Origin of the sequence: Kushneria halocnemicola (assembly GCF_965650455.1) — a bacterium.
GTDB lineage: Bacteria > Pseudomonadota > Gammaproteobacteria > Pseudomonadales > Halomonadaceae > Kushneria.
The window spans coordinates 1,791,699-1,812,966 of sequence record NZ_OZ287968.1; the positions used below are offsets into that span (position 1 = coordinate 1,791,699).

General features: G+C 63.0%; 16 protein-coding genes. 7 read left to right on the forward strand and 9 right to left on the reverse strand.

Annotated features, from left to right (window positions below; all coding sequences use genetic code 11):
* Window positions 1–31: 31 nt before the first annotated feature.
* Complete coding sequence (locus ACS92L_RS08255) at window positions 32–1,849, reverse strand: EAL domain-containing protein (protein WP_438764169.1); 1,818 nt, start codon at window positions 1,847–1,849, stop codon at window positions 32–34.
* 218 nt (window positions 1,850–2,067) lie between these two features.
* On the opposite strand from ACS92L_RS08255, the gene ACS92L_RS08260 reads away from it, so the two are divergent.
* Window positions 2,068–3,219, forward strand: a complete 1,152-nt coding sequence (locus ACS92L_RS08260; RefSeq protein WP_438764170.1) for an ion transporter — start codon at window positions 2,068–2,070, stop codon at window positions 3,217–3,219.
* 81 nt (window positions 3,220–3,300) lie between these two features.
* On the opposite strand, the gene ACS92L_RS08265 is transcribed toward ACS92L_RS08260, so the two are convergent.
* Together ACS92L_RS08265 and ACS92L_RS08270 are read right to left on the reverse strand one after the other, a co-directional pair.
* Window positions 3,301–3,921 (reverse strand): L-threonylcarbamoyladenylate synthase, encoded by a 621-nt coding sequence (locus tag ACS92L_RS08265; protein ID WP_438764171.1) that lies wholly within the window; start codon window positions 3,919–3,921, stop codon window positions 3,301–3,303.
* A 33-nt stretch (window positions 3,922–3,954) separates the two neighbouring features.
* Window positions 3,955–4,890 carry a PHP domain-containing protein gene (locus tag ACS92L_RS08270; protein WP_438764173.1) on the reverse strand — a complete coding sequence of 312 codons (936 nt, stop codon included), beginning with the start codon at window positions 4,888–4,890 and terminating at the stop codon, window positions 3,955–3,957.
* A 173-nt stretch (window positions 4,891–5,063) separates the two neighbouring features.
* On the opposite strand from ACS92L_RS08270, the gene ACS92L_RS08275 reads away from it, so the two are divergent.
* The 3 genes from ACS92L_RS08275 to mnmC all read left to right on the forward strand — a co-directional run bounded on the left by ACS92L_RS08275 (window position 5,064) and on the right by mnmC (window position 8,166).
* Window positions 5,064–5,639, forward strand: coding sequence for a septation protein A (locus tag ACS92L_RS08275; protein ID WP_438764174.1), 576 nt, complete (start codon window positions 5,064–5,066; stop codon window positions 5,637–5,639).
* A 2-nt stretch (window positions 5,640–5,641) separates the two neighbouring features.
* Window positions 5,642–5,941 (forward strand): YciI family protein, encoded by a 300-nt coding sequence (locus ACS92L_RS08280; RefSeq protein ID WP_438764175.1) that lies wholly within the window; start codon window positions 5,642–5,644, stop codon window positions 5,939–5,941.
* Between the two features lie 194 nt (window positions 5,942–6,135).
* Window positions 6,136–8,166 carry a bifunctional tRNA (5-methylaminomethyl-2-thiouridine)(34)-methyltransferase MnmD/FAD-dependent 5-carboxymethylaminomethyl-2-thiouridine(34) oxidoreductase MnmC gene (mnmC, locus tag ACS92L_RS08285; RefSeq protein WP_438764176.1) on the forward strand — a complete coding sequence of 677 codons (2,031 nt, stop codon included), beginning with the start codon at window positions 6,136–6,138 and terminating at the stop codon, window positions 8,164–8,166.
* Here mnmC and ACS92L_RS08290 read toward each other — a convergent pair.
* Complete coding sequence (locus tag ACS92L_RS08290; protein ID WP_438764177.1) at window positions 8,163–8,870, reverse strand: response regulator; 708 nt, start codon at window positions 8,868–8,870, stop codon at window positions 8,163–8,165. The genes mnmC and ACS92L_RS08290 overlap by 4 nt on opposite strands.
* A 48-nt stretch (window positions 8,871–8,918) precedes the next feature.
* A complete protein-coding gene (locus tag ACS92L_RS08295; RefSeq protein WP_438764178.1) occupies window positions 8,919–10,580 on the reverse strand; it encodes an ATP-binding protein in 1,662 nt (553 codons plus the stop codon).
* A 353-nt stretch (window positions 10,581–10,933) separates the two neighbouring features.
* Between ACS92L_RS08295 and ACS92L_RS08300 the strand changes: the two genes are divergently transcribed.
* Window positions 10,934–12,247, forward strand: a complete 1,314-nt coding sequence (locus ACS92L_RS08300; RefSeq protein ID WP_438764179.1) for a 2-hydroxycarboxylate transporter family protein — start codon at window positions 10,934–10,936, stop codon at window positions 12,245–12,247.
* A 73-nt stretch (window positions 12,248–12,320) separates the two neighbouring features.
* Here ACS92L_RS08300 and ACS92L_RS08305 read toward each other — a convergent pair whose 3' ends face one another.
* The 4 genes from ACS92L_RS08305 to smc all read right to left on the reverse strand — a co-directional run bounded on the left by ACS92L_RS08305 (window position 12,321) and on the right by smc (window position 19,809).
* Window positions 12,321–12,596 carry a YheU family protein gene (locus ACS92L_RS08305; RefSeq protein WP_115852550.1) on the reverse strand — a complete coding sequence of 92 codons (276 nt, stop codon included), beginning with the start codon at window positions 12,594–12,596 and terminating at the stop codon, window positions 12,321–12,323.
* Window positions 12,593–14,653 carry an NAD-dependent DNA ligase LigA gene (ligA, locus tag ACS92L_RS08310; protein WP_438764180.1) on the reverse strand — a complete coding sequence of 687 codons (2,061 nt, stop codon included), beginning with the start codon at window positions 14,651–14,653 and terminating at the stop codon, window positions 12,593–12,595. Before ligA ends, ACS92L_RS08305 begins: the two co-directional genes overlap by 4 nt.
* Before the next feature lie 156 nt (window positions 14,654–14,809).
* Window positions 14,810–16,087 (reverse strand): cell division protein ZipA, encoded by a 1,278-nt coding sequence (gene zipA, locus ACS92L_RS08315; protein WP_438764181.1) that lies wholly within the window; start codon window positions 16,085–16,087, stop codon window positions 14,810–14,812.
* 221 nt (window positions 16,088–16,308) lie between these two features.
* The gene (gene smc, locus ACS92L_RS08320) at window positions 16,309–19,809 is read right to left on the reverse strand and encodes a chromosome segregation protein SMC (protein WP_438764182.1); all 3,501 of its coding nucleotides are present in this window, start codon (window positions 19,807–19,809) and stop codon (window positions 16,309–16,311) included.
* A 298-nt stretch (window positions 19,810–20,107) separates the two neighbouring features.
* Here smc and ACS92L_RS08325 point away from each other — a divergent pair, with 298 nt between their 5' ends.
* On the forward strand, window positions 20,108–20,596 hold the full coding sequence (locus ACS92L_RS08325) for a LexA family protein (RefSeq protein ID WP_438764183.1): 489 nt from the start codon (window positions 20,108–20,110) through the stop codon (window positions 20,594–20,596).
* Between the two features lies 1 nt (window position 20,597).
* On the forward strand, window positions 20,598–21,233 hold the full coding sequence (locus ACS92L_RS08330; RefSeq protein WP_438764184.1) for an IMPACT family protein: 636 nt from the start codon (window positions 20,598–20,600) through the stop codon (window positions 21,231–21,233).
* Window positions 21,234–21,268: the final 35 nt, after the last annotated feature.

The window sequence follows — 21,268 nt, forward strand, 5'->3', positions numbered from 1 at the left end:
TGCCGGAGCAGTCACAGGGTGTCTCGGCCTGTCAGATCGATGCCGGCTGCAGTGATACGGGCAACAGCGTGGCATTGAGCCGACCCAGCACCTCCTGGGAGGCCATGGGCCGAGCGTAGATGAACCCCTGGATCTGCTCGGCGCCCATGTCACAGACCGTTTTGAGCGTGGCGCTCTCCTCGACGCCTTCCACGACCACGCGAAAGTCCAGACGGCGACACAGATCGATGACCGAGGTCATGACGTGGCGCTTGCGGGGCTCGCGCTCCAGATCCATCACAAAGCGGCGGTCGATCTTGATGCAGTCCAACGGCAGTTCGCACAGCTGGGACAGCGAGGAGTAACCGCTGCCGAAGTCATCCAGGGCGATGGAGATGCCATGCTCGCGCAGCCGCACCAGGTTACGCAGCGCCACGGCCGGCTCTGCCAGTACGGCCGACTCGGTGATTTCCAGGTTGACGCGCCGGGGATTGGCGCCGTGTTTGTGGATCAGCCTCATCATGTCATCGACCAGCATCGCGTCCTTGAGCTGGTGGCGGGATAGATTGATGTTGATCACGAAATCCCTGCCAAAGCGGGCGGTAAAGGCCGGGTCCACCAGAATGTGCAGCGCCTTGTCGATCAGCTGCTGACTGAGCTGGTGGATCAGTCCGGTGGATTCGGCGGCCTCGATAAACGCACTCGGCATGGCGATTTTTTCTTCGCCATCGCGCAGGCGCATCAGCGCCTCAAAGGCCACGACCCGCCCCCCTTCCCTGACGCTGACGATGGGCTGCAAAAAACACAGTACGCCATCGCAGGCAAGTGCTGAGCGAATCAGCTGCTCGCCGCGACTGGCCCGGCTGGCACGCGCCTGCAGCTCATCGCTGTAGTAATGGATGCCTCCCACGCCCGCACCGGAAGCATTATTGATGGTCAGACGCGCCTGCTTTCTCAGGGTCTCGACCCCGACACGGCAAGCGGCATTGAAGGGCACCACACCCACCACATGGGATAGCCATACGCGCCCTGTCGGGGTTTCCAGCGGCATGCCCAGCATCTGCTGAAGCGGCTGGAGGAAACGCTCGAGCGCCCCCTGACTTTCAAAGGAAGTGAGCAGCGCATAGCTAAAGCCTGGCAGCGCTACCAGCGTACCAGCGGGCAGCAGCTCCAGGAGCAGATCGGCAATGCGAGTCTCCAGCTCTCGGGTATTGTTGAAATGTTCGGATTCGCTGAGCAGCGTGGCATTGACCATGGTGATCTTGACCAGCGCGTGGTGTGTGCCCGGAGGCTGCGCCAGGGCGTCTTCCAGCAGCTGATCAAGCAGGTCGGAGTTGCCAAGCCCGGTGACCGGGTCGCGATAGCGCTCGTGGGTAATGTCGCTGAGCACGCCGGTCAGCCCCGACACGTGCTCATCTCCGGTGCCCACGATACGCAGACGAACGAAGCGCCACTGCCCCTGGCCGTCACACAGGCGGCATTCGATGCGCGACACCGCACGGGTGGTGGCCGCCTGATGGCACAGGGCGTGCACCCGCTCGCGATCCTCGGGATGCAGCCTCTCGCACCACTGCGTCAAAGACGATGCGGGCTCGCCGTGATACAGCGATTTCCAGCGTGATGACAGCGTCAGACCATCGCCCTGCGCCTGCCAGTGCCAGATGACATCATGGTCACACAGCAGCATGCGCTCGTAGCGGGACAGCGGGATATCGTTGGGTAGCGCAGGGGTCTGAAGCAGCTCGAACAGGGCGTTGCAGCACGTCGACAGATGCGCCAGTCTTTGCCCGTCGAGCGAGGTCGACTCTGCCGCCAGCTCATCGGCCAGATAGCGAATATCGTGACATAATGCCTGCACCGTACGACTCATGGCGCACCCCTAGAAGTTATTACAAATCGGTGACGAACCGTATCAGGCACTACCGCTTCCTTTCGGTGGGCGGCCCGAAACAGTGCCTGTGATAACGGTCAAGCGTATTGCTGTGTTTAACGGCGGGGGCTGCGTTTGCTGAAGCGTCATGGCATGATTTTTTGGCGCTGGCGCATGAGGCCGGACGCCATCTATCCCACAAGGACTTCGGAGCGCCGGTGAGCAGCGAATCCCATAAAAAACAGATGACGCTTCGAGATCGTATCTTTCAGATCATCTTTGAATCGGATACGCCGGCCGCCAAAGGCTTTGATATCGCCCTGATCATCATGATCGTGGCAAGTGTCGTCATCATCCTGCTCGATAGCGTCGTCAGTTTGAAGGCGCGCTATGGGGATGCCTTCATGATCGCCGAGTGGGTCTTTACGGTGATCTTCACGATCGAGTATGTGCTGCGCCTGTACTGTCTGGACCGCCCGGTGCGCTATGCCCGCAGCACCTATGGCATCATCGATCTTCTGAGCCTTTTGCCCTCCTGGCTGAGCCTGATATTCCCCGGCACCCAGGCGCTGCTGGTCATCCGGGTACTGCGCGTTATGCGGCTTTTTCGGGTACTGCGCCTGATGGAGTTTGTCGGTGAAGGCAACCTGCTGATGGAGGCGCTGGAGCGCAGCCGCCAGAAGATCCTGATGTTTTTGATGACGGTCATGTCGCTGGTCATCGTATTCGGGGCACTGGTTTATCTGATCGAGCCGGTCGAGGCCGGCTTTACCAGCATTCCCAAGTCCATCTACTGGGCGGTGGTGACGCTGACCACGGTGGGCTATGGGGATATTTCACCCATTACGCCGCTGGGGCAGTTCATCTCGGCGATGATGATGATTCTGGGCTATTCGATTCTGGCCGTGCCCACCGGCGTGTTCTCCGCCGAGGTCATGCGCTCGATTCAACGCAACCACTACTCCGACGAGGCCTGCCCGGGCTGTGGTCACGAAGGCCACGAGCGTGACGCCAAATACTGCCGGCGCTGTGGCACCTGGCTCAATGAAGAGGCCGATGATCCCAGACGCAAGGAGATCGATGACGAGATCGAAGAGCTGCAGCAGCAGCGCGACGCTCTTGATGAGGAAACTCGGCGACTGGAGCAGGAGCGCGACGGCACCGCCCCCTCCCACGACGGCACCGATGCGTCGGACAAACGCGATACCCCGGAGACAGGCGATGATTCGGAGGAAGGTGAGGGCTCAGATGAAGGCAATGGTTCGAATACAGACAATAGCTTGAATACAGACGATAGTTCGAATGCAGACGATGACTCGGACAAACGCAACAATCCGGATGCCAATGACCTTCCCCCGGATCAGCGATAGCCGTTGAACTGTCATCATCAAAAAAACCTGCAGGCCACCCTGCAGGTTTTTTTATGTACCCGATCGACTGGCAGGCATGCATCAGCCAAAGGCGCTGGTATCTCCCCGACCCTGACGAAGCACTTCAGGCGGCAGCGTTCGCATATCCAGGACTGTGGTCGGCTCCATCGGGCAGGCGCCGCCGTCGATGATGGCATCGAGCTGCGAACCAAAGCGGTCGCGAATCTCCTCGGCATCCGTCATGGGCAGCGTCTCGTCGGGCGCGATAAAGGTCACGCTCATCAGCGGCGCACCGGCTGTCTCCAGAATGTCGCGGGTGATGCGATGATCGGGCACGCGAATGCCGATGGTGCGGCGCTTGGGGTGCAGCAACAGCCTGGGCACCTCGTTGGTGGCGTCGAGAATGAAGGTGTAGGCGCCCGGCGTGTAGGCCTTGAGTACGCGAAAGATGGGACTGTCCATGCGGGCATAAGTGCCGATCTCATTGAGATCGGGAAACATCAGGGTGAAGTTGTGCTTGTCATCAAGGTTACGCAGTCGCTTGATGCGCTCCACGCCCTTTTTGTTGCCCGGCAGACAGCCCAGCGCGTAGCCGGAGTCGGTGGGATAGGCAATCACCCCGCCCTTTTCGAGAATCTCGCGCGTCTGGGTTAGAAGGCGCTTTTGCGGGGTTTCCGGGTGCAGGGAAAAGAACTGGCTCATGGAATGTCTCCTGAATCTGGCAAGAAATGGCGTTCACAAACCGTCAAAGGCGGGGGCCAGCCGCGGGTGCTGCCAGACGGGCGCAAGCTGGCTGCGTGGCACGCGGCTCAGGGTGCCCGGAGCCAGTGCCCCGCCCTGATAGTGAAAGTCACTGCCCAGCGAGGCGTAGAGCCCTCGTTTGACCAGAAGTGAGGCCAGATCGCGGCTTCGATCATCGTTTTGATAGCCGCTGATCAACTCGGCGCCTTCACCGCCAAGCGCTGTGAACTCATCCAGCAAAAGCCCCAGCCGCCGCCGGGTCAGCCCATAGCGCAGCGGATGCGCCACCACCGCCACGCCGCCGGCCAGGCGAACGCTTTCAAGCGTGTCTTCCAGTGTGGGCCAGTGCACCTTCACATCGCCAGTCTTTCCCGAGCCCAGGTAGCGCTTGAACGCACGGGCCATGTCGGGCACCAGCCCTGCCGCCACCAGCGCCCGGGCAAAGTCGGGTCGACCCAGCAGCCGCGCGCCTTCGCTTTGTTCACGCGCCCGCTCGAGCGCGTTTTCAAGGCCGACCTTCTCAAGTCTTGTGGCGATTTCCAGCGCCCGGTCATGACGGGCATGGGCGAGGCGCTCGAGCAGTGCGGTCATCGGCGGCTGCGCCTGACCGTGCCACAGCGCTACCACGTGAATGCCCACGCCCTGCCAGCGAGTGGACAGCTCGACACCGGGCACCAGCGTCATGCCCAGCGCCCGGGCCTGCCGTGATGCCGCCTCGACGCCATCGATGGTATCGTGATCGGTCAGCGCCGCGCATGACAGGCCGCGCTGATGACAAAGATCCATCAGCGCCTGCGGCGTGAGCCGGCCGTCAGAGGCGGTGGAATGCATGTGAAGGTCGATATGGCCGGCCTGCTCGAGCGTCATGCCGGGGTCAAAGGACGACGCCGCGCCGTCCCGGGATGACGATATAGTATCCTGCGCGCTCATTGGCCTCTCGGTAGCAGCAAAATCGGGTCTGCATGGTATAACGGCGTGGCCGCCCCGCGTGCGGTGACGACCCTGAATGCAGGCCATGTTGCGCCGGGTATCCCCAGGAATCAATGAACGCCCGTATTTCCGCCCCGGGCCTGCCCGCCGGCATCATTTCAGGAGTGTTGTGTATGAAAATGCTGATCGACTTTCTGCCGATCGCCATCTTCGTTCTGGTCTATCAGATGACCAAGGATATCGTGCTGGCCACCGCCGTTTTGATTCCGGCCACCATTGCGCAGGTGCTCTTTACCTGGTGGCGCTGGCGCAAGATCGAAAAAATGCATCTGGTCACGCTGGCGCTGGTCGTTGTGCTGGGCGGGGCCACCGTCATTCTGGGCGATGGCGACTTCATCAAGTGGAAGCCGACCGTGGTCAACTGGCTTTTTGCCGTGGCCTTTCTGCTCTCGCCGCTGTTTGGCGGCAAATCGCTGATCGAGCGGATGATGGAAAAGAACATGACCCTGCCCTCCCCGGTCTGGATGCGCCTGAATCTGGCCTGGGTGGCCTTCTTTCTGGCCATGGGGGCGGTCAACATCGCAGTGTTCACCCATTTCAGCGAGGAAGTCTGGGTCAACTTCAAGCTCTTTGGCATGATGGGCCTTACGTTTTTGTTCATCATTGTTCAGGGCGTCTATATCGCGCGTCATCTGCCCGATGATGACAAGACGATCAAGGGCACCAACCCCCACGGAAAGGAGAAGTAAGCATGCTCTACGCCATCATCGGAGAAGATGTGGATGAAAGCCTCAAGGCGCGCCAGAGCGTGCGCCCGGAGCATCTGGCACGCATCGAGGCGCTGCGTGACGAGGGGCGTCTGGTGCTGGCAGGCCCCTTTCCCGCCGTGGACGGCATTGATCCGGGCGAGGCCGGCTTCAGCGGCAGCCTGATCGTGGCCGAGTTCGACTCGCTGGAGCAGGCTCGCGCCTGGGCTGACGCCGATCCCTACGTCGCGGCAGGTGTTTATTCACAGGTCAGCGTCCGTCCGTTTAAAAAAGTGCTGCCCTGATTTTTAAAAGGCCCCTGTTCGCGGGGCTTGTACACGCTTATCCACAGCCTTGTTGTTATGCACACTCTGCGTGGATAAGCCTGTGACAACGTTGTGCGATCCCCGCGAACACATTGCGCAAAGCGTGATGGTGGCAGGCCTGCCAGAAATCGTTCAAAAATTGATCACCCCTGACGTTTCTTCGGTATTGTCCCTTGTCTTCCAATCCTTTCCGGCCCCCTTTCGCCCTGCAGCCGGCGCAGCTTCACTGGCGCGACGATAACGCCCCTGAAGCCGTCGACTACGGTGATGTCTATTTCTCGCGTGAAGACGGTCGACGCGAAACCGAGCATGTCTTTCTGGCCGGCAACCACCTTGCGAGTCGCTGGCACGACTGGCATCAGGCCCGCCCCTTTGTCATCGGCGAAACCGGCTTTGGCAGCGGTCTCAACGTGCTGTGTGCCGCCCACGACTTTCTGGCCCGGGCACCCGATGATACCCGCCTGCATGTCGTCTCCACCGAGCAGCACCCGTTCACGCGCGAGGACCTGACACGCGCCCTGCGCCACCATGAGGACTTCGCCGATCTTGTCCGCGCTCTGGTGGATCAGTGGCCCCCGGCCCTGCGCGGCATCCATCGTGTGGTGCTGCACGAGCGCATCACGCTGGATCTGCACTTCGGTGACGCCGCCGAGAGCCTTGAACAGCTGGAAGGCCGGGTGGACGCCTGGTTTCTGGATGGTTTTGCGCCGTCCAAAAATCCCGACATGTGGTCGGAGAGACTCTTTGCCGCGCTGGCCGGTGCCAGCCGCGAGGGCACAACGTTTGCCACCTTTACCTGTGCCGGCGTGGTCAAGCGCGGGCTGCGCCAGGCCGGTTTCGAGATCCGCAAGATGCCGGGGTTCGGCCGCAAGCGCGAAATGCTTGGCGGTCACATGCCCACACCGCCGCCAATGCATCCACGTCAGCAGACCCGGCGGCGCCTGACGCCCTGGCATATCGATGAGGCACCGCGTCCGGCCGGAGGTGACGATCATATCGCCGTGATCGGTGCCGGCATTGCCGGCACAAGCCTCGCCCACGCGCTGGCGCGGCGCGGACGACGCGTCACCCTGATTGACCCGAACCCGCCCGGCAGCGGCGCCTCGGGCAACCGTCAGGGCGCGCTCTATATTCGCCCGGCAGCCGAGGTCAACGACCAGAGCCGGTTCTATCTCGCCGCGCTTGAATACACCCAGCGCTTTTTGCATCGGATCGACCCCGAGCATGCGCTGTGGCACCCGACCGGCGTGCTGCAGCTGGCCACCAGCGACCGGGAAGCCGCGCGCCAGCGGCGCTGTCTCGAGCACTGGCAGCTGCCCGAGGGCGTGGTGCGTGGCGTGAGTCGTGACGAGGCCGGGCGGATTGCCGGCCAGACGCTGGCCGAGGGCGTAAGACACGGCCTGTACTATGCCGGTGCCGGCTGGGTGCGTCCGGACCGACTCTGCGCCCAGCTGGCCGATACGCCCGGTATCACGCCGCACCTGGCCGCGCTTGAGACGATCCATCAGGAAGACACGCGCCATGTGCTGACGCTCAGCGATGGCACCTGCCTGAAAGCCGATCATGTGGTACTGGCCTGCGCAGAAGGCGCCCGCAGGCTGTCGACATCAGAGTTTCTGCCGCTGCAGGCCGTGCGCGGTCAGGTCAGTCACTACCGGCTCGATGAGACGGCGCTGTCGCTGTCGCCGCGCTGCGTGGTGTGTGCCGGCGGCTATGCCCCTCCGGCGTGGGACGGCGTGCAGAGCCTGGGCGCCTCGTTTTCGCCCAACGATTGCGACCTGTCGCTGCGCGACGAGGACGACGCCTTCAATCTCGGCGAGCTGGATCGCACCCTGCCCGAGCTGGCGCGCGCCCTGCACAACGCACCGGCGCTGCCCTCGCGCAGCGGGCTTCGCTGCGCCAGCCCCGACAAGTCGCCCTATGCCGGGGGCGTGCCGCAGGTCGAGTACTGGCGAAAGGCCTACGCCGGCCTGGGTTTTGATGCTACTCGCGTGCCGGACGTGCCGGGGCGCTATCAAAAAGGGCTGTGGGTGTCGCTGGCCCACGGATCACGCGGGCTGGTCAGCGCCCCGCTGATCGCCGAGCTGCTGGCCTCGCGGATCTGTGAAGAGCCCCTGCCGCTGCCCGAGTCACTGGTGGATCACCTCAATCCGGGGCGGCGGTTGATTCGCGCCATCGTTCGTCGCGAGATGCCGGCTGACTAGCTGACGATGCGCTCCAGCGCTTCCCGGTCCAGACAGCGATAGGAAAACGAGGGCCGACCGACCTGGCCGTAGGCGAAGGATTCGGTCAAAAGCCCCAGGTTGGCGAGGTACTTGAGGTACTTGCGGATCGACACCCGGGACATGCCGGCCACCTCGGCCAGCCCTTCGGTGGAAAACTCGTCCTGCGACAGGGTCAGGATGGCCTCGCAGACCTGGGCCAGACTGTGGGCGGTCAGACCCTTGGGCAGGCCGTTGAGACGCCGGGGGGCGTTGCTGTCGGCCCGAAACAGGGTATCCAGCGTCTGCTGATCGACCTGGTCGCTGAGGATATCGAGCGCGTCGCGGCGCTGCCGGCAGGTTTCAAGCGCCTCGCGAAAGCGCTTGAACTCGAACGGTTTGACCAGAAAGTCGTTGATGCCCAGCCGTCGCGCCTCGCGTACCGTTTCGGTTTCCGAGGCCGCGGTGATCAAAATGATGTCGGTATCGATATCGCGCTCGCGCAGCCAGCCGGCGATCTCAAGGCCGCTGCGCTTGCCCAGATACACATCCAGCAGCACCACATCAACGCTTTCGCGCTCCAGCACCACCAGTGCGGTGGTGACGTCGCTGCAGCGCCCTATCAGCTGCATATCGCCGACCCTTGTGAGGTAGTCGACGTTGAGCTTCATGACCATCGGGTCATCTTCTACGATCAGTACTCTCATGCGTGGTTGCTCTTGAACCGTTTGAACCCGACCAGCCGGTATGTTCGGTCATTGATGTGTTCGCCCGCCCGCCGCGTCATCGTGCGCGCTGCCATTGGCAGGACGATAGGGATAGCTGACCTCGATCAGCGTGCCCTGTCCGGGCGAGGAGTAAAGTGACAGGGTGCCCTCCACGGCGTCGATCTGCTCGCGAACCAGAAAAAGGCCCAGCCCGCGCCGCTCGCCCTTGGTGGAGACGCCGTGCTCGAAGATGCGCGCCTGATGCTCGGGCTCGATACCGGCGCCGTTGTCCTGAATCTGCAGCGACAGCGTGCGTGACTCCAGCGCCATGTGGATGGCAACGCCCGGTTCCTCGCGGGCATCAAGCGCTTCAAAGGCATTTTCCAGAAGGTTGCCGATGATGCTGACCAGCGCATGCACCGTGGCGCCGTCGCTGGCCTGGGGAATCGGCGTCTCGGCCTCGACGCTCAGCGTGATGCCCTTCTCCCGGGCCTCGCTCTGCTTGCCGATCAAAAAGCCCGCCAGCACCGGCTCACGCACGCGCTCGACGATCGATTCCGACACGGCGTGGCGGTAGTCGACCAGCTCACGCAGATACTGTCTCAGCGCCGGCAGGTCCTCGAGCTGGGCCAGCCCCAGAATGACGTGCAGTTTGTTCTTGAACTCATGCGTGGTGGCTCTCAGCGCTTCGGCGTAGCGCCGCACGCCGGTAAGCTCTTCGGCCAGCGCCTGCATCTCGTGGCTGTCGCGAAAGGTCATCACCGCACCGACCAGTCGCCCATCGGCCATCATCGGCTGATAGTTGCCCAGAAAGGCCCGCCCGCCCAGATGCATGCGGCGATTGATCATCGCCCGGTCACCGAGCACCTGATGCTCGCTGTCGCTGCCGGGCAGCAGCACCTCGAGACGCTCTCCCAGCTCGATCCCGTGGGCCTTGAGATCGCCCAGCAACGAACGTGCCGCGGGGTTGATCAGCGTCACATGCGCCCGGGCATCCACGGCAATGACCCCTTCATGGATGGCGTCCAGCGTCACGCGGCGCTCGGCGACCAAACGAGCGATGTCATCGGGCTCCATACCCATCAGGCGTCGGCGGATGGTGCGTGCCAGCCACGCCGAGCCCAGCCCGCCGATGGCGAGAATGGCCAGAAAGAGAAACAGCAGCCGCTTGTGGGAGGCCGCGCGCAAGGGCTCCAGATGCGACAGCGTCACCCCTACCGACACGGCGCCGATGATGTCGCCGCTGTCATCGCGCACGGGCGCGAAACCACGAATGCTGGTGCCCAGCGTGCCCACCGCCAGCGAGGCGTAGCGCGCTCCGGCAAGCGCCGCCCCCTCATCGCCGCCGCGAAAATTATGGCCGATCCACTCTCGATTGGGGTGGGTCAGCCGAATGCCGCGGGCATTCATGATGACGATGAAATTGACGTTGAGCAGCTCGCGCAGCGTTTCCATGCGCTGCTCGATATCGGCCGCCGGTGACGGGGGTACGTCAAGCTGCAGCGCCTTGATTACCTCATCGCTGCGGGACAACGTGGTGGCCACGTTGACCACGCGGTCCTGCTGGACCCGCGTGATACTGCGCCAGAGCTGATCGCCAAACACGGTGTAGGCCACGATCAGCGACGCCATGATGGTGATAAAGGCCAGCAGCGCCGCCAGGGTGTTCAGGCGAATCGGCGATTTACGCGGCCAGGGATGTTCGTTCACGTCCGAAGACCTGTCCTGTCATGGGTTGCATCCTGTGCACAATCGAGCATTCTCTACCCTCCCGGGCCGAAACGCGATCCGGTGCTGTTGTTTCATCGCAACGGCAGGTGCGACCAAAGATGAATAAACCTTGGTGTTATTTCACAAGGCATCGCGCTGTGAGCGGACACGCCACGGTGTTTTCATTAGTTTCAAAAAGGTTTCTTTAATTCATAAAACTTGGTCATGGCCGGCGCGTCCGTAATCCTCGCACCGGTCTGTCAGGGAGGTGTGACGTCGATCACAAGGCTGCCCTGACACAGCAGACCCATTATCCCATCCGTTTTTCGATTTACATACAACAGGTCACTGCCATGTCACAGCCTGACACTGCGAGGGCAAGCAACCCCGCCGCCGCCGGAACGCCCCTTGCCTCCTGGCGTATCTTCGGTCTATCACTGCCCCTGTTTGCCATTGTTCTGGCCGTACTGATTGTGGCCATGATGCTGGACGCGCTGCCGACCGGCATGATCGGTGCCCTTGCGGCCATGATGGTCCTCGGGGAGCTTCTGGGGTTTGTCGGTGACCGGCTGCCCATCGTCAAAAGCTATCTGGGCGGCGGGGCCATTCTGGCCATCTTCGGCGCCGCGACGCTGGTCTATCTGGGCTGGCTGCCCGAAAGCGTCAGCGACAACGTCGCCTCGTTCATGCAGGGCGGCGGCTTTTTGAACTTCTACATTGCCGCTCTGATCACCGGCAGCATTCTGGGCATGGACTCGAAGGTGCTGGTCAAGGTCGGCACGCGCTTTGCCCTGCCGCTGTTGTGTTCGGTGCTCTTTGCCGCGCTGTTTGCCATGGGAGTGGGGCTGCTGCTGGGCTTTTCGCCCCAGGACGCTGTGGTCGTGATTACCCTGCCCATCATGGGTGGCGGCATGGGCGCCGGCGCCGTTCCGCTGAGTCAGATCTATGAGCAGCTTCTGGGCCAGCCGGCCAGCTACTACATCTCGATTCTGGTGCCGGCACTGGCACTGGGCAACGTTTTTGCCATCATCATTGCCGGGCTGCTCAACGGTCTGGGCAAACGCGTGCCGTCGCTGACCGGCAACGGCCAGATGATGCCTGGCGTTGAAATCAACGAAAGTGAAACCACGCCCGAGCTTGGCAAGCTGGGCATCGGTGTCATTGCCGCGCTGAGCTTTTATGTTGCCGGCGAGATTCTGGGCACCTTCATTCCGCTGCACCCCTACGCGCTGATGATCGTTCTGGTCGCGCTGGTCAAGATCAGCGGCCTGATGCCCGACAACGTCAGTGATTCGGCAGCGCAGTGGTTTCGCTTTGTGGCCAGAAACTGGACCTTTGCCCTGCTGTTCGGCATCGGCATCGCCTACACCGATCTGGGTCAGGTCATTGATGCCATCTCCATTACCTACGTGCTGATCGTTTTCGCCGTAGTGGCCGGTGCCGCCTTTGGCGCGGGTCTGGTGGGTCGTCTGGTGGGTTTCTATCCGATCGAATCCGCCATCACCGCCGGGCTTTGCATGGCCAACATGGGCGGCACCGGCGATGTGGCCGTTTTGTCGGCGGCCAATCGCATGCAGCTGATGCCGTTTGCCCAGATCTCGTCACGCCTGGGTGGCGCGCTGATCCTTCTGGTTTCAAGCATCCTGGTGCCGCTGCTCTTTACCTGACGCACGCGCGCGCTAAAAGGACAACGCCGCCCCACGGGGCGGCGTTTTTTATCCCTGACGCTATCTGACAGCGTTAATCGCCCTCTTCCTCGTCATCGGCGACCTGACGGCCAAAGGCGCGCCACTGCTCCAGCGTCATGACCTCGGTCAGCTCGGTCTGTAAATCGTGCACGATCAAGAGCTCACCGCGCTCGAGCTGGGCGCGCACCTCGCCGATCCAGCCGCGCTCGCCCTCGCCGGTATCGGTGGTGTCATAGCCCTGACGGGTGACAAACTCCGCCAGCAGCCGCTCAAGGGTATCGGCGGGCAGCATGCGCGAAGGCACTTCTATAAATCGTCCACTACTCATGAGGCACTCTCTGATGAATCGGGGGTTTCATGCTCGCCCAGAAAGGCCAGCAGGGCCGGCTCGTCCATGACCGTCACGCCCAGCTGACGGGCCTTTTCAAGCTTGCTGCCGGCGGCGTCGCCGGCCACCACGGCATGGGTTTTTTTCGAAACGCTGCCACTGACCTTCGCCCCGAGCGCCACCAGGCGCGCTTTTGCCTCATCACGCGTCAACGCTTCAAGGGCACCGGTCAGCACCCAGGTCTGGCCGGTCAACGGCTGTTCGCGCTCACCAAGCTCGACCTCTTCCCAGTCAACGCCGACCCGGATCAGATCCTCGATCGTCTCGCGATTGTGCGCCTCGGCAAAGAAGCTGTGGATATGGCTTGCCACTACGGGACCGATATCGGCGACCGCTTCCAGCGCCTCTTGTGAGGCGTCCATGACCCGATGCAGCTCACCGAAGTGCTGTGCCAGCGCATTGGCAGTGGCCTCGCCGACTTCCGGGATCCCGAGTGCGTAGATAAAGCGCGCCAGCGTGGTGTGTCGTGAGCGCTCAAGCGAGGCCACCAGATTGTCGGCCGATTTCTGTGCCATGCGCGGCAGCTCGGCCAGCCTTTCGGCCTCGAGACGAAACAGGTCGGCGGGCGTTTTCACCCACTCGCGCTCGACCAGTGCGTCGATCAGTTTGGTGCCCAGCCCGTCGATGTCCAACGCCCGACGGCTGGCAAAGTGCTTGAGCGCCTCCTTGCGCTGGGCCGGACAGAACAGGCCACCCGAGCAGCGGGCATCCACCTCGTCGCCGACGCGCTCGACGCTGGAGTCACACACCGGGCACTGCGCCGGCATCTCGATCACGCGCGCATCCTCGGGGCGGGCATCCTGAATCACGCTGACAATCTGCGGGATGACGTCGCCCGCCCGACGAACGATCACGGTGTCGTTGATGCGGGCATCAAGACGCTGGATCTCATCCATGTTGTGCAGCGTGGCGTTGGAGACGGTGACGCCGGCCACCTGGACGGGCTCCAGGCGGGCCACCGGGGTCAGCCGGCCGGTGCGGCCGACCTGGAAGGTGACATCGCGGATAACCGTGGTCTGCTCCTGAGCCGGGAACTTGAAGGCCATCGCCCAGCGTGGGGCGCGGGAGACAAAACCGAGCTCGCGCTGGGCGCGCAGGTCATCGACCTTGAGTACGGCGCCGTCGATGTCGTAATCAAGCCCCTCGCGACGCTTGCCCATCCGATCACAGAAATCGACCAGGCCATCGGCACCGGTGACCACATCGATCTCGGGGCTGGTGCGAAAGCCCAGTTCACGCAGCTCGCGCATCAACGCCGAGTGGCTCGGCTTTAAATAATCATCGTCAATGCGTGCCACCTGATAGGCGCAGAACTCCAGCGGCCGGGCCGCGGCAATGCCGGGGTCGAGCTGGCGCAGGCTGCCGGCGGCGGCGTTACGCGGGTTGGCAAAGACCTTGCTGCCCCGGGTGCGGGCCTCATCGTTGAGCTTTTCAAAGCCTGAATGGCTCATGTAGACCTCGCCGCGCACTTCCAGAAGCCCGGGTACATTCTCGCCGCGCAGCCTGAGCGGAATGGATCTGAGCGTGCGCAGATTGGCCGTAATCCCCTCACCGGTTCGCCCGTCGCCCCGGGTCGCGCCCTGCACCAGCACCCCGTTGTCATACACCAGCGACACCGCCAGCCCGTCGAGCTTGGGTTCACAGCAAAAAAGAACCGACTGCTCGTCGGTTTCCAGCCGCTCGGCCACGCGACGGGCAAAGGCGCGGACTTCCTGCTCATCGAAGGCGTTGTCCAGTGACAGCATGGCCACGGCGTGGCGCACCTCGGGAAAGCCCTCGGCGGGTGGCGCGCCGACACGCTGGGTGGGCGAATCCGCCGTTACCAGTTCCGGATGCTCGGCCTCGAGTTCCTGAAGCCTGCGCAGCAGGCGGTCGTATTCGACGTCAGGAATGCCCGGCGCATCCTCGACGTAGTAGCGGTAGTTGGCGTTTTCGAGCTGCGCACGAAGGGTACTGATTTCATCAGTGACCGGGGCAGCGCTTTTTCTGGCACACATGGCAGTGATTCGTTCCGTTTGACAGGGTCGCCGGGCGTGATGCGCGACGAGTGCAACATGGGGCAAGCTCGACAGGGCAGCGGCGCGCGGCAATACCCCTGAAATAGTCGGGGGGCCCGAAGGCCCCCCATGACACCGTCAGCCAGTCGCGGCGTTTTACTGCACCTGATGGCGGTGCAGCCGCCAGCGTCGCTCGAACTCGTGCACACGCTGACGGGCAAACTCGACGGTCTGGGCCGTCATGACGCTGTGGTTTTCGTCCTTGAGTTCGCCACCCAAATTGCGCACCAGCACCATGGCCGTTTCAAACATGGCTTCAAACGCCTCGCGCGAGGACTCGGCACTGGGCATCGGCATCAAAAAGGTCACGCCGGGCGTGGCGTCCTCTTCCATGACCTCCAGATCAAAGGTGCCGGGCTTGACGACGTTGACCATCGAAAACTGCAGCGGGCTCTCGCTGGATTCGGTCTCGAAGCGATGGAAGACACCGCGGTCATCCAGTCGCAGGCCGCAGGCGAGCACCAGCTGAAGCAGGTCGGGACCGTGAAAGCCGTTTTCATCGCGGGACATGACGCTGATGACCACAATCTCTTCGGCATCTGCCAGTGCGGTACGCGCTGATTCGCCTTCGATCATGCCGCGCGCCGCACGCTCGAGTACCGGATGACGTGACGCCCAGCGCGCGCTGTCAAACTGCTCACGCGACGGCGCCATCTCTTCAGGCTCGGGCTCGTGGCGCGAGGTGAGACCCTCATCACGATCGAACGCATCACGACCGAACTCGTCGCGATCGAATTCAGGCTCTGCCGGCGGCGGCTCACGCCGGTCGCGGCGGGCAAAGAGCGGGTCGTCATCGTCCAGGTCGTCGTCGCGATAGGCCGGACGTTCAGGCAGGGTCGGCGCCTTGTGGCGTGCCGGAGCGTCCTGACGGGCACTCTGACGCGGCTTGCGCTGGCTCTGACCAAACGGGAAGGCCGATTTCAGGCGCCGGGCAAATTCGTCACGGCGCCGGGGCGGCAGCTCGTCCATGGCGTCGTCCTCCTCCCGGGTCTGATCGAGAGGTTCCTCAACGTCACGCGAGTCGTCTCGTGCTTCGCGCGAGCGATACGCCGGCCGCTCATCATCGATGTCCTCGTCATGATCGCGGTCGATATCCCGATCCGGCGCCGTTTCCATGTCGGGCGCATCGAAGCGATCATCGAACTCGTGTTCGCCCCGGGAGACCACCCGGGCACCGCCGTTGGGCAGCTCCCAGTTCATGCGCTCCTCGCGCTCGATATCTTCCGGGTCACGTGCCGGGGCGCTGGTGTCGATATCGCGCGACAGATCCATGCGTAGACCCCGTCGCTGCCGCTGCAGGCGCCGTACACCGTCCACCAGAATAATGGCGACGAGAACCAGCCCCAGGATAATGAGCCACTCTCTCAATTCCATGTAATCATGCCTGTTGTTGGCACCATGCCAAACCCGGACATGGCGCGATCGCCTTTCGAATAAATGGACGAATGTCTTTCACGGCGTGAAAGTTGTCGTCCGATGACAGCAATATGACGTCAACGACGCATAGTGCGCAATCGCCCTTCGATTATATCCCTGCGAAAGTCCCCGCGGCCAGGCCCCGGCATTCAGGACCCGTCCAGCGTTTGCCGATGACATCACACCTGTGCAAGTTCGGCGGCCTCCTCCACGCCCACCGAGACCAGACGAGAAACGCCCGGTTCCTGCATGGTGACGCCCATCAGGCGGTCCGCTGCCTCCATGGCAATCTTGTTGTGTGTAATGTAGATAAACTGCACGTTTTGCGACATCTCGCGAACCAGTTTTGCGTAACGCCCCACGTTGGCGTCATCGAGAGGCGCATCCACCTCGTCGAGCATGCAAAAGGGTGCCGGATTGAGCTGGAAGATCGCAAACACCAGAGACAGCGCCGTCAGCGTCTTTTCTCCGCCTGAGAGTAGATGAATGGTGCTGTTTTTCTTTCCCGGCGGTGTGGCCATGATGGCGACCCCGGTTTCCAGCAGGTCCTCGCCGGTCATGGTCAGCCAGGCGGCCCCGCCGCCGAACACGCGCGGAAACAGCTCGCCCAGACGCTCGTTGACCTCTTCAAAGACCTGCTTGAAGCGCGTGCGCGTTTCCTGATCGATTTTTCTGATGGCCTGGTTCAGGGTATCCAGCGCCTCGGTCAGCTCGGCATGCTGACCCTGAAGATAGTCACGACGCTCAAGCTGCTGCTCATACTCTTCGATGGCCGCCAGGTTGATCGCCCCCAGCCGACGAATTTTCTCGCTGACCGACTCGAGCTCCTCCTGCCAGACCGATTCGGCGGCGCCGGCGGCCAGCCCTTCTTCAAGGGTTGCGCTGTCGTGACCGAGCTCGACGATCTGCTGCTCCTGGGCCTCGGCCTTGAGGCGCAGCGCCTGGACATCCATGCGCTCGGCTTCAAGCTGTTCACGCAGGGTTTCAAGCTCGCGCTCGTGTCCCTGGCGTTTTTGCTCCAGCTCTCGCATGGCGTTGCCAAGGGCAGTGGCCTCGTCGCGGCACTCGTTGAGCAGCTGCTCTTCACGCGTGCGCTGATGCAGTGACTCATCGAGGGATTCGCGCAGCATCTCGAGCGGTTCGAGCGCCTCTTCACGTTGCGCCTGCAGCATCTCGCGCTTCTCTTCAAGACGCGTGCGCTGATCCCCGGCACGGCTGCGCTGGCCCTCGATGCCCTGAAGCTCGGTGCTCAGCCGCTGCCGCTCGAGCTCCAGCGTATTGATGGTCTCACGCGCCGGCGCCAGCCGTGCGTTGACGGCCTCGCGCGCCTCGCGGGTTTCGCGACGCCTTTGCTCAAGCGCCTGGCGCCGGGCGTCGTTGTTTTCAACGGTTTCGAGTGCCTGGTCCCACTGCTCGCGCGCCTGTTCAAGGTTGAGCCGGTGCGTCTCGAGCTGCTCGGCCATGCCTGCAAGCTCTTCTTCCAGCTCGCTGTCGCGGCTGCGCAGATGCTCAAGCCGGGTGCCCAGCTGCGACTCTTCAAGCGCCAGCTTCTGACGCGTTTGCTGCTGTTGACGCTGATGGGCGTAAAGCGCCTCGAGAGCATCGCTGTTCTGGCTGCGCTGGTGGCGACACTCGGTAATCTGCGCCTCGTCATGGGCCATCTGCGTGTCCAGCTCGGCAAGCTCGACATCGATGCGGTCGCGACGCTGACGGTTGACCACGACACTGCCGGTCTGCTCATCGCCCATCTGACGATGGGCCCAGTGGCGGCCCAGCCAGAGCCCGGACGGGGCGATGACACTCTCTCCGGGCGACAGCTGTTTGCGCGTCTGCCAGGCGCTGTCATCGTCTTCGGCGGTTTTGATGCGTGCCAGCACATCACCGAGCGCCTCGGCCCCGGCAACGCAAGCCGCCAGCGAACCAGGCGGTGGCGAGGCAGCCGACGGGGTATCATCAACGAGCGTCAGCACGCCGCCTGACAGCGACTGCAGGGCCGGCAGCGCGCGCTGCCTGTCGGTGATTCGGGCCGAAAGCCAGGGTTTGAGCACCACATCTGCTGCTCCCTCCCAGCCGGCCTCGACCTGAAGGCGTTCGGCAAGCTGCGGCGCCTCATCCAGATCATGGGCGTCAAGGTGGGCATCAAGCGCCTCGTCACCGCTGTCCAGTGCGGCACGGATCAGTGCCTCAAGCGAGGCGCGCTCCCCCTGCAGGGCGCTGCGCCGGGCGTTATGATCATCGCGGGCCTCACCCAGTGACTGAAGTCGGGTCTCGAGGTCATCCAGTCCCTGTCTGAGTTCAAGCCGACGTGATTCCTGCGTCTCGATGTCGAGATCCATCTCCGTGAGCTGCTCGGCGGCCATCTCGCGCGCTTCAGTAAGCGCTGCCTGCTCGGGCAGCTCATCCCGCTGTTTCTGACGCTGAGCAATGCGCGCATTGAGGTCATTGATCACCCCCTCAAGACGCTGAACCTCGCTCTGGGCGCGCTCGGCGCCTCGGGTGGCGTGCTGATGCTGTTCGCTGAACGCCTCCCACGCCTCGAGCGCCGCCTGCTCGTGCTCACCGGCCTCTTCCAGATCGGCCTCGGCCATCTCGAATGCTTCGCGCGCGGCTTCAAGTTCGGGGGTCAATGCCTCAAGGCGTGCGATGATCTCCTGATAGCGCACGTCATCTTCCCCGGCCAGACGCGCCAGATCGGTCAGGTCCCGATCGATGGCGGCAATGTCGGCCTGGCTTTGCTGTTCGCGGGCCCGGCCACTTTCAAGCTGCTGCTCCAGACGGGCAATGGCCGCGCCGGTGTCATAGAAGGCGCGCTGGCGCGCATCCAGCGTCTCGGCCAGCGCGTCGTGCTGGCTGCGGGACTGTTCAAGGCGGTTTTCGCTTTCGCGCATGCCCAGCACGTTGCGCTCGACGCTGTTTTCCAGCTCGCGAACCCGGGTCTCGCGGGTACCCTGCTGCTCGCGAAGGGCCCGGGCACGGATGAGTGCCAGCTCGCCCTTGAGGCGATGCTCGCGCCCTTTCAGCTCGCGGTAGCGTCTGGCGGCCTCGGCCTGGCGCTTGAGTCGCTCGAGCTGCTTGTCGAGCTCCTCGCGCAGGTCATCAAGGCGTTCGAGATTTTCGGTGGTGCGGCGCATGCGATTTTCGGTTTCGCGGCGACGCTCCTTGTAGCGCGAGATGCCGGCGGCCTCTTCCAGCGTGGCGCGCAGCTCTTCCGGGCGCGCCTCGACCAGCCGCGAGATCATGCCCTGGCCGATGATGGCGTAGGAGCGCGGCCCGAGACCGGTGCCCAGGAAAAGATCGGCGATATCGCGACGGCGGCACTTCTGGCCGTTGAAAAAGTACTGGGACTGCCCGTCGCGGGTGACCAGACGGCGCACGGCGATCTCGGCGTACTGTGACCAGGCCCCGCCCAGCTTGCCTTCACGATTGTCAAAGGTGAGCTCGATCGAGGCCTGGCCGACCGGCTTGCGTCCGGTCGAGCCGTTGAAGATGACATCGGCCATCGACTCACCGCGCAGGTATTTGGCCGAGGATTCGCCCATCACCCAGCGCACGGCATCGATGACGTTGGACTTGCCACAGCCGTTGGGTCCGACGATGGCAGTCATGTCACTATCAAAGGGGACTGTCACCGGGTCGACAAAGGATTTGAATCCGACCAGTTTGATCGATGTCAGGCGCATTCCAGTGAAGGGCTCCGGGAACAGATCATTCAACGAATGCCGGGCGGCGACAAAAGGCGTCGCGGGCCTCGGGCAGCGCCGCGGCAAAGCGCGCCACTCTACTACGATTGGCGGTCTTTCTCCATGTCAACGGCGACCGCCATCGTAGGGTTTCGGTTACCCTGGCAGAGTCCCCCGTGACACTGTTTGCATACTTCCCCTTCAGGGTAATGGTCGTGTCACGCTATCCTTGTGATGACACATCCTGTATCGCCGGTCGTGTGTCAGCCCATCGGATACCCCTTCAGGGAGTTGCCTTATGTCAGCCCATACCGAGCCACGCTTTTTGCACCGCACCCCCAACATTCCGCTGGTCGAGGATGCCTGGGAGGAAATCGACGCCAGCGAGCTGGTCGAGGTGCCACTGCTCGGGACCGTCTCGGCCGGCATGCCGATGGAGGCCTGCGCCGATGATGAGACGGTACGCATCCCCTCGCGCATGGTGCGACGCAATACCTATGCCCTGCGGGTCCGGGGGGATTCGATGATCGACTGCAACATCCATGATGGCGACATCATCATTATCGAAAAGCTTGAATCCGCCGAAAATGGCGAAACGGCCGTGGTGCTGATCAACAACCAGGAAGTCACGCTCAAAAAGGTCTACATCGATAAATCGGGCGTGCGCCTGCAGCCGGCCAACACCACCATGCCGCCGATCTATCTGAAAAACGACGACATTCAGGTGCTGGGGCTGGTCATGGGCGTGGCCCGTCGTCCGGCAGGCACACCCGTTACTGCCGCCTGACATGCGCTACTCGATTCCCCGCCTTGAGCCTGCAGGCTTTCATGAAAAGAGCCTCGAGGTACAAAAAAGCCGCTTCATCGCGCGCGTGACGCATGCCGCAACGCCCGAGCAGGCCCAGCAATTGATCGAGCAGGCGCGCCTGGATCATCCCGACGCCTCGCATCACTGCTCGGCCTTTATTGCCGGGGCGCCGGGTGAGCAGAACGCCATCGGCTTTTCCGATGATGGCGAACCCGGCGGCACCGCCGGCCGCCCCATGTACCAGGTACTTGAGGGCAGCGGTCTCGGGCAGATCGGCGCCGTCATCATCCGCTACTTTGGCGGCACCAAACTGGGCACCGGCGGGCTGGTGCGCGCCTATTCGAAGGCGCTGCTTCAGGCCCTTGAAAGCCTTCCCACACAGGAATACGTCACGCGCCGACCGCTGTGGCTGACCACGGATTTTGCACTGGAACACGAGCTGCGCCGCTGGGCCGAGCTCAACGAGGCGCCCATCGATCAGGCGCTGCACGATGCCACTGGCGTGACGCTTGGCCTTGCCTGGCCGATGGATCGCACCCCCGATCTCGAGGGTCTCAACTCGCGCCTCAAGGGGCGTCTGGTCTGTCACGATGAAGCGCCCGGCTGTTTGACCTGAGCGCCGCCGGCAGACGCCCGCTGCAGGACCTGTCG